Below are 6,945 nucleotides of genomic sequence, written 5' to 3'. Positions count from 1 at the left end.
CCGGACCCGACCGCCAGGCAGTACCAGCACCTCGACCAACAATGCCGTCCACCACACACCACTTCGGGCACACCAACCACACCGGCAACCCGCCCCGCAGAGGGCACTACATCAGCAGCGTCCTAGGCGAACCGCAGGCGGCGTTCCGGAACATCACCCGTCATTTCGGCTTTAGTTGCCGAAGGGCGGCGCCGATCCGACACGCGGTGTAGGACACCAGGGTTGGCAGGCCGGTGGGTGGATCGTCTGCGTGAACCGTGACGGTGACCGCGCCGGCGCAAGCCCCATTCGGCCACCACGCGGGCGCCGAAACGCAACAGATGCCGGCAACCGCGTCTTGATGGTCGACCACTGTCGCGCGCGGTTCGCGGAGGGAGTCGCGAAGGTTGCGCCATTCGCGTTGGGTCCAGCAGTCGGGAAGCATGCCACCACCGGCGGGTTGGGTCGCGTAGAGGACGCGTCCGGTGGCGGTTCGGGCGATCGATTCGGGGTCGGCGGGGTCGGGCATGCAGGCGTGGCCGTGGGGCACAGCGGCGCAGATGTATCGGAGGCGACGTTCATGCAAGATCCGCAGCGACGCCATTGCGTGCGATTGCACGGCAAGGGCATGCACCGGCGCCTGCGCAAAGCGCCGTAGCGACGGGTCCGGCTGCCAGCGCTGCCCGATGCGCAGCATCCGCGGCCCGACATAGTAACGGCGCTCGACGCACTGCACCGCGCCGAGCGTGACGAGTTGTTCGGCGAGCCGATGCACCGACGTTTTAGCCAGCCCACTCGCGCGGGCCAGCGCGGTCAGTCCAAGGCCCTCCTCTGCGTGAGCAAGAGCATCCAACACAGCAAACGCACCGTCTAGGACTCCCCGCCCCGCCGCGACTGGCGGTACCGGTCCTGCCAACTGCTGTGGCTTAGCACCGGCATCGCCGACCGGGCTAGGCGGGCTTGCGCCGACGGCAAGTGTTGAAGGTGGATACGTCGAGACATCCATGTGGGCCTCACTGCATTCGACCAGTACCGGGCGACTTGATGGTTAATAGTGACTCGCCCTGAAGTTTCCCGCCAGTGGTCAAGCCGGACTAGCGTAGTCGACTACTCACTTGTGCCGCCCAACAAGACGCCAGGCCCGATTACTACTAGTCCCCTCGCGGGGAGTACGCAAAAATCGTTGCGATTGGCAAGGGCAAAGACACCGCCGCGGCGTGCCGCGAGCTGGGTGTCTCCGAAGCGACGCATCGTCGGCAGCGCAACCAGTTCGGCGGATTGCAGGCCGCGGACGCCAAACGGCTCCAGGATCTTAAGCGTGAGAACGCCACCCCCTAACGGCTGCTCCCCCAATGTGAACGTCCACTTGAATCAAAAGCAGGTGTAGGCGTCATGTTTTATGGGCTTGATTTGTCCGCCTTTTCTATTTTCACGCAACAGAGGATCCTTTTTGTTGGGATCGGTAGCGGGCTGGCCCTTGTGTACTTGCCGTAACGACGCGGCGCGAGGCGGCGGGCGGACAGATAGGAAAACCACCATGAAGGCCAATCGGATCATTGTCGGGGCCATGATCGCCGCGACGCCGAGATTGATCCGATCGCCTTGACCGAGATCCTGTGTCGGCACCGAGTCGAAGGCCGTCGAAGGCGCGATCCGTGTCAATTCATCGTCTCCTGGATGCGAGCAGCCTGCCTGGTCTCCTGAAGTATCGCCGTCCGGCGCCCACGCAGATGTTGGCTCCGCTTCGTGAGGCGCCGGTGGTGCCGTCGCCTCGATCGTGGGCCGCGTAACGCCGGTCGGTGCCAACGGATTCCACGGTGACTCGCCGTTGGCGAGCTGAGCGGCGTATCGGCGGGCCGCGGGAAGCGCCAGGTCCGCCAGGGCCGACCGCGTCTCTTTCGCGCGCACGACGACGACGCGCACGCCCTGCCGGTTGCCGCCGGACGGTGCGAAGCGGGCGTTGTCGAGAATCCGGCCGAGGACATCGTCGGGAAGCGGGTCGTCGGTGAACTCGCGCACCGCGGGCGTGGATCGCATCACGTCGTACAACTCCATGACCACCATGGTGCCGCAGGGCCGGAAGTGTTCAGGCAGCGTCGTGAAAGATCAGGCCGAGGGTGCAGCGCTGACCGGAGCGGACCACCGACACCCCGTGTCGCACCGGGGCGGCCGACCATCCCCGCGTCGAGCGGATGGGCCGTTCTCTGGTGGTGAAGATATAGCCGTGTCCTTGCGGCAGCGTGGTCGCGGTGCCGCGCGACTGCGCGCGGGGTCGTTGCTCCACGAGAAGGAATTCGCCGCCGGTGTGCTCGGCGCCCGGTTCGTTGAGATTGATGACCACCTGCATCGGAAAGACGAGTTCTCCGTACAGGTCTCGGTGCAGCGCGTTCCAGTCACCCGGCCCGTATTTGAGCAATAGGGCGGTGGGTTTGGTTTGGCCGGCGCGATGGCACATGTCCAGCCATTCGTCGAGGGTGTCGGGCCAGGGAGCGTCGCGGCGCAGCTTGGTCCACCAGTCGCGGGCGATCGGCAGCAATCGCGGATAGAGTGCGTGCTTCAGTTCTTCGATCGGGCGCAGGTAGGGCCGTTTGAAGTAGCGGTACTCGCCTTGCCCATAGCGGTGCCGGGTCATGTCGACGGTGGCGCGAAACAAGCTGTCGTCGGAGTAGAGATCGAGCAACGCTGCACACTCGGTGGGAGTGAGCAGCTGTGGGAGCAGCGCACCGCCAACATCATTCATGTCGGCGGTGACCGCCTCCCAGTCAGCGGCGTCGACGCGCCGCTGCCATGTCGATGGCATCAGAACAATCTGCCAGCCGCGGCGGGCACCGGCTCCTCGAGGTCCAGCAGGAATCGTTTGCGCTTCAGGCCGCCCGCGTATCCGGTCAGGGCGCCGTTCTTCCCGACGACGCGGTGACAGGGAACGATGATGCTCAGCGGATTGCGCCCCACCGCCTGGCCGACCTCGTATGCGGTGGTGCCGTCAGCCAGTTTGGCGGCCAGCTCGCCATAGGTGACGGTCTCGCCGTAGGCAATGTCGACCAGCAGTTCCCAGACTCGCCGGTGGTGCGGCTCGCCGATCAGGGCGACGGGCAGATCGAACTGTTCGCGCCCTCCGGTCAGGTAGTCGTGCAGTTGGTCAGCCGCCTGACCGAACAGCATGTCGGCGGCCGGCTCAACGTAGCGACCCAGGGCATCAGCTGCGGGCCCATGCCAGTGGTGCCGGAAATACAGTCCCGTCAGGGCTTCACCGTTTGCGACGAGTGTCAGCTCGCCGAGTGGGCTATCGATCACCATGTGTCGTGTCTGCATGGTTCAACCTCCCTTCTCGGTAAACGACGGGCGGCCCGGAAGCGTGAGGTCCCACCTATGCGGCGGCCGCGACCGGATGGTCTGCTAGCCATGAACACGTTTCTCACATTCAACAACGCGCCGACGTCTTCAGAGTGAGAGTTACGGAGGAACTCGAATGCTTACCGGAACCTGTCGGTGACATCAGGGTGAACGACGACAAGCACGCCAAGCCGCCGTTTGAGGCCGTTGTGGCACAACACGGTGCCACGGTGTTGCGGGTCGTTCGTGCGGTGGTCGGCCACGCCGACGCCGATGACGCCTGGTCGGACACATTCCTGGCCGCCCTGAAGGCCTACCCGCAGCTGCCGGCCGACGCCAACATCGAAGCGTGGCTGGTGACCATCGCTCACCGCAAAGCCATCGACATCACCCGCATAGCGTCACGGCGGGCCGTCCCCGTTGGCGATCCCCCCGATTCGCCCGCACGTGAGCGGGCGGACACCCACGATCCCGACCTGTACGCGGCGGTGGGCGCGCTGCCGCCCAAGCAGCGCCGGGCCGTGGCCTACCACTATGTGGCCGGACTGCCCTACTCCGAGATCGCGGCGATTCTCGACAGCAGCGTTGCCGCCGCCCGGCGCGCCGCGGCCGACGGGATCGCCACCCTCCGACGCACCTATCCCCCTATCGACACCGCACGGAATCACCGATGACCACCCATGACCTCACCAAGCACTTACCCGTCGACCCGGATCATCTGCGGCGCCTGCACGCCCGCCTGGAAAGGAACGCCCAGGCCGGCGATCTCCTCGACATCGCCTACCGCACAGTCGATTCCGTCGTCGGCCCACTGCTGTTGGCGGCCACCCCGCGCGGACTGCTGCGGGTGGCGTTTGCCAACGAAGACCACGACAGCGCGCTGCAGGACCTGGCTTCGCGTATCAGCCCGCGTGTGCTCGAAGCGCCCACGCGGCTGGATCCGATCGTGCGACAACTCGACGAATATCTCACTGGCCGGCGGCACAGCTTTGACGTCGCGCTGGACTGGTCGCTGTCACACGGCTTTCGGCGCAAAGTCCTAGAACACCTCAACGCCGACGTCGGCTACGGCGCCACCGCCAGCTATGCCGCACTGGCCCGGCTGTCCGGCTCCCCCAGGGCGCTGCGCGCCGTCGGTACCGCGTGCGCGACCAACCCGATCCCAATCTTCGTGCCGTGTCACCGGGTGATCCGATCTGATGGGACGGTCGGCGCCTACCGGGGCGGCCCCGCCGCCAAGCGCGCCCTGCTCGATCTCGAACGGGCCGGATGACGGCACAGCGGCGCGGTGGCCGCGGGGCGTGTGTGGACGTTATGCGCAGCATGTATGGTCGACTCGGGCCGGCGCAAGGGAACAGAAGAGCACGCGATGGCAAATGGATTCCCCGACAACGCCTTCACCTCGCGACAGGCGTTGGATCCCGGTTTGCGCAAGGCGGCCCGATTCTTGCGGCGGGGAAATGCGCTGCACCGCGGCTACAGAATCCAGCGGGCGCTCATGAATCTGATGGGGAACGCGGGCCGGATCCGTAGCGTACCGGTGGCGGCGGTCGACGAGCACGTCACCGTACGCCTGCATCGTCCTGCCGGCCTGCCCGAACGGGCGCCCGCGCTGTTGTGGATCCACGGTGGCGGCACGATCATGGGCCATGCCGCCCAGGACGACAGGTTTCTGCGCAAGCTGTCCCATCTCACCGGTGTCGCGGTGGCCGCGGTGCAGCACCGGCTGGCACCCGAGCATCCGTATCCGGCCCCGGTCGAAGACTGCTATGCGGCGCTGCGGTGGCTGGCGCGGCAACGATGGGTGGACCCGGATCGAGTGGCAGTCGGCGGGGCCAGTGCCGGTGGACATTTCGCGGCGGCGGTGGCGCAGCGGGCTCACGATCGCGGCGAGGTCAAACTCGCCTTCCAGATGCTGGTATACCCGATGCTCGACGATCGCACCGGCGCCGATCGTGACGGCTGCAGGCGGTTCATGTGGACCGGAAGCGACAACCAACTGGCGTGGCGCTGGTACCTGAACGGAGCGGATCCGGTTGAGGCCGCGCCGGCGCGCAGAGAAGATTTGTCCGGCCTGCCTCCGCCCTGGATCGGGGTCGGGACGTTGGACCTGTTCTATCAGGAGTGTCTGGACTACGCGCGACGCCTGCGGGCGGCGGGCGTTCCGGTGCACGAGGAGATCGCTCCCGGGGCCTTTCACGCGTTCGACCAGATCGCCGACAAGGCGCCGATTTCGGTGAAGTTCTTCGCCAGTCAGCGCGATCACCTGCGAGATGCCCTCGTCAGGTGACCAATCTGTCGCCATTTGACTGCAAAGTGTGCATAGAGTGCAACTATGAGGGTTATGGCGAATCAGATGGGTCTGCGCGAGCGCCGCCGCCGTCAGACCAGTGCGGACATCCGCGACGCCGCCGTGCGCCTGGCCCGCGAACGCGGCTTCGACAGGGTGACCATCGAGGACATCTGTGTCGCGGCCGGAATTTCACCGCGCACGTTCTTCAATTACTTCCCGAACAAAGAGTCCGCGATCGCCTACGGCCCCTCCGACATACCCCCCGAGCTGGTCGCGGATTTCGTCGCCGCGGGACCCGCTCCCTATTCGGTAGTGCTGGCGGAGCTGATCACTTTGGCGGCCCACCATCTGCGTGACATGCCCCCGGCGCGCGAACAGGCGGTCAGCATGTTGGAACTCGCCAAAACGACCCCCGCGGTGTTAGCGGCATTCCTCGCCGATTTGGAGCGGTTTCAGAAGCACTTGACCGACGTTGTTGCCCGCCGCCAGGCGATGCGGCCCGACGACGAGATACCCGCTTTGATCGCTGCGATTGCGTTGACGGCCGTGCGTTCGGGCATCGAGCGCTGGTCCAGCGGCGAGCCAGAGGATGCCGACGACACGCCGATGCCCTACGTTGAACGCGCTGCTGCGCTGGTCAACAGCATCTTCACCCAGTGACAAAGTGACCGGCGACACATAACTTGCATACTCTGCAAAATATGCACATCATGTACTATGCGCTGGTGCGGGTGCTCGAGAACGCTTCAGCAATGCGAAGCACGTGTCGGTACCGGGGGCGATCGCCGGTGTGCTTGGGCCGCTGTCCCAGCACCTGACGGTCGAGCGCGCCCGCATCGGTGCAACCGCCGAATTCCGTTGTGGCGCATGACAGCTCGTGGCCGCCCACCTGCGCAGTACCCCGCCTGGGCCGTCGTGCCATGAAGGCAACCACATGACCGTCGCGTGACAAGAAAGGGAACCACCCAGGTGCCGGCATCGAAGGTTGTGCGCAACGCGTGGTTGCCGCTGTTGATCGTGGCGGTCGTGGTGATCGGCGGCTTTGCGGTGGTCCGGGTCAAGTCGTATTTCGGCGCCCACGACACCGGCGTCATGACGAGCCCACGCCTTGATGATTCCAAGCCGTTCAAGCCCAAGGTCGTCAAGTACGAGGTCTTCGGCTCGGCCAGTCATGCCAACGTGAACTACTTGGATCTCGGCGCCGACCCGAAGCGGGTGGACGATGCGCCGCTGCCCTGGACGCTGGTGCTTAGCACGACCGCTCCCTCGGTCTTCCCGAACATCTCGGCGCAAAGCGACGGTGACTACCTCGGTTGCCGCATCACCATCGATAACGAAGT

Annotated in this window: 9 protein-coding genes and 1 pseudogene; 6 read left to right on the top strand and 4 right to left on the bottom strand. The window is 65.6% G+C overall.

Annotated elements, in window-relative coordinates:
* Positions 1 to 160: 160 nt before the first annotated feature.
* Complete coding sequence (locus tag ACLP9N_RS29455) at positions 161 to 985, bottom strand: IclR family transcriptional regulator (RefSeq protein WP_442410674.1); 825 nt, start codon at positions 983 to 985, stop codon at positions 161 to 163.
* A 182-nt stretch (positions 986 to 1,167) separates the two neighbouring features.
* Here ACLP9N_RS29455 and ACLP9N_RS29450 point away from each other — a divergent pair.
* A pseudogene (locus ACLP9N_RS29450) lies at positions 1,168 to 1,308 on the top strand (transposase); the annotation flags it as partial.
* Positions 1,309 to 1,350: 42 nt separating this feature from the next.
* Here ACLP9N_RS29450 and ACLP9N_RS29445 read toward each other — a convergent pair.
* Genes ACLP9N_RS29445 through ACLP9N_RS29435 form a run of 3 tightly spaced genes read right to left on the bottom strand, consistent with a single transcriptional unit; the run spans position 1,351 to position 3,291 of the window.
* Positions 1,351 to 2,034 (bottom strand): nitroreductase family protein, encoded by a 684-nt coding sequence (locus tag ACLP9N_RS29445; RefSeq protein WP_442410673.1) that lies wholly within the window; start codon positions 2,032 to 2,034, stop codon positions 1,351 to 1,353.
* A 31-nt stretch (positions 2,035 to 2,065) separates the two neighbouring features.
* Positions 2,066 to 2,779: a 2OG-Fe(II) oxygenase gene (locus ACLP9N_RS29440; RefSeq protein ID WP_442410672.1), complete on the bottom strand. Its 714-nt coding sequence runs from the start codon at positions 2,777 to 2,779 to the stop codon at positions 2,066 to 2,068.
* Positions 2,779 to 3,291, bottom strand: coding sequence for a methylated-DNA--[protein]-cysteine S-methyltransferase (locus tag ACLP9N_RS29435; protein WP_442410671.1), 513 nt, complete (start codon positions 3,289 to 3,291; stop codon positions 2,779 to 2,781). Before ACLP9N_RS29435 ends, ACLP9N_RS29440 begins: the two co-directional genes overlap by 1 nt.
* A 188-nt stretch (positions 3,292 to 3,479) precedes the next feature.
* On the opposite strand from ACLP9N_RS29435, the gene ACLP9N_RS29430 reads away from it, so the two are divergent.
* From ACLP9N_RS29430 to ACLP9N_RS29410, 5 genes are all read left to right on the top strand, one after another.
* On the top strand, positions 3,480 to 3,986 hold the full coding sequence (locus ACLP9N_RS29430) for an RNA polymerase sigma factor (protein ID WP_442410670.1): 507 nt from the start codon (positions 3,480 to 3,482) through the stop codon (positions 3,984 to 3,986).
* Complete coding sequence (locus ACLP9N_RS29425; protein ID WP_442410669.1) at positions 3,983 to 4,585, top strand: methylated-DNA--[protein]-cysteine S-methyltransferase; 603 nt, start codon at positions 3,983 to 3,985, stop codon at positions 4,583 to 4,585. Before ACLP9N_RS29430 ends, ACLP9N_RS29425 begins: the two co-directional genes overlap by 4 nt.
* Positions 4,586 to 4,681: 96 nt before the next feature.
* Positions 4,682 to 5,602, top strand: coding sequence for an alpha/beta hydrolase (locus ACLP9N_RS29420; RefSeq protein ID WP_442410668.1), 921 nt, complete (start codon positions 4,682 to 4,684; stop codon positions 5,600 to 5,602).
* Between the two features lie 54 nt (positions 5,603 to 5,656).
* Complete coding sequence (locus tag ACLP9N_RS29415; protein WP_442410676.1) at positions 5,657 to 6,265, top strand: TetR family transcriptional regulator; 609 nt, start codon at positions 5,657 to 5,659, stop codon at positions 6,263 to 6,265.
* Between the two features lie 327 nt (positions 6,266 to 6,592).
* Positions 6,593 to 6,945, top strand: a 353-nt coding sequence (locus tag ACLP9N_RS29410; protein ID WP_442410675.1) for an MmpS family transport accessory protein, incomplete at its 3' end; no start/stop codon positions are given.

This window comes from Mycobacterium sp. (genome assembly GCF_052144515.1).
In the GTDB taxonomy this organism is placed as follows: Bacteria; Actinomycetota; Actinomycetes; order Mycobacteriales; family Mycobacteriaceae; genus Mycobacterium.
Note: the sequence above shows the minus strand (reverse complement) of the source record. Positions and strands in the feature narration are given on the sequence as shown.

Coding starts and splice junctions, on each gene's coding strand:
- ACLP9N_RS29455 (WP_442410674.1), bottom strand. CDS start 985: ATGGATGTCTCGACGTATCCACCTTCAACACTTGCCGTCGGCGCAAGC.
- ACLP9N_RS29445 (WP_442410673.1), bottom strand. CDS start 2,034: ATGGAGTTGTACGACGTGATGCGATCCACGCCCGCGGTGCGCGAGTTC.
- ACLP9N_RS29440 (WP_442410672.1), bottom strand. CDS start 2,779: ATGCCATCGACATGGCAGCGGCGCGTCGACGCCGCTGACTGGGAGGCG.
- ACLP9N_RS29435 (WP_442410671.1), bottom strand. CDS start 3,291: ATGCAGACACGACACATGGTGATCGATAGCCCACTCGGCGAGCTGACA.
- ACLP9N_RS29425 (WP_442410669.1), top strand. CDS start 3,983: ATGACCACCCATGACCTCACCAAGCACTTACCCGTCGACCCGGATCAT.
- ACLP9N_RS29420 (WP_442410668.1), top strand. CDS start 4,682: ATGGCAAATGGATTCCCCGACAACGCCTTCACCTCGCGACAGGCGTTG.
- ACLP9N_RS29415 (WP_442410676.1), top strand. CDS start 5,657: ATGGCGAATCAGATGGGTCTGCGCGAGCGCCGCCGCCGTCAGACCAGT.